Genomic DNA, 942 nt, shown 5'->3' on the forward strand with positions numbered 1-942 from the left:
ACAACGGCGGCGCGCATAACGACGACCGGCTGGGCACGATCACCGTCTACGGCGACCTGGTGAAGCGGAGCGACATCGAACACACCGCCGCCCCCGCCTATGGCATCGTCACCTCCATCGAGGACCTGGGCGAGGCCGTCAAACCGACGGACATGGGCGTCGAGGCTGGCGGGAGTTCGGTGCCCCGTACCCTGCCCACTGCCGCCGACCTCGACCTGCCGATCAACCTTACGCCCGTCGCCGCGCTGCCAGGCACCCATGTGCTTAGCGGCGAGGACGGCGATTACCTGAATGTCGGCCACGCCAAATCGCTCGCCCTCAGCGCCGCGACCATTGCCCTGAGCTTCTCGCTCGATCGCCTGCCCGGCGACTATGCCCTCGTCTCGAAAGACGGCAACGGGCGCGGTGCCGGCGACTTCACGGTCTGGCTGAAGGACGGGACCATCGTGATCACCCAGGAGGGTGCCAGCGAGAGCGAGTGGCTCAAGGTGCCGGACCTCGTGCTGGAGGCCAATACCACCTATGCCTTCGCCCTCTCCTTCGGCGCCCAGGGCCTGCAGGTCTGGCTCAACGGCGATCTGGTCGCCGCCGAGCCCGCCTTCAAGCAGGGCATGCTGACCAACACCCACCCCCTCGTCATCGGCGGCAGCCGCGCCTGGCACACCTCCGACACCGATCCCGCCCATTCGCTGTTCAAGGGCACCATCGGCGAGGTGATGGTTTTCGACGGCCAGCTGGGCGAGACCGACATCATCGCGCTCGCCGGTGCCACCGACCCCGACCTCGCGCATCACGCCGAAACCCATGACGCGCTCGACAGCCTGATGCCGGTGCTCGGCCAGCTGCACCACGCCTCGGACACCTTCATGAAGATCATGATGGACTACGGCGCCGACATGCATGGCCATTTCGAAACGCCCCTCACCATGACCTCCATGGTCG

At 66.8% G+C, this 942-nt stretch carries 1 protein-coding gene; it reads left to right on the forward strand.

The features are described from left to right. A partial coding sequence (locus tag ACFO5X_RS12720; protein ID WP_380717850.1) for a LamG-like jellyroll fold domain-containing protein occupies nt 1–942 on the forward strand: 942 nt, incomplete at both ends.

Origin of the sequence: Seohaeicola nanhaiensis, from assembly GCF_042654245.1 — a bacterium.
GTDB lineage: Bacteria > Pseudomonadota > Alphaproteobacteria > Rhodobacterales > Rhodobacteraceae > Seohaeicola_A > Seohaeicola_A nanhaiensis.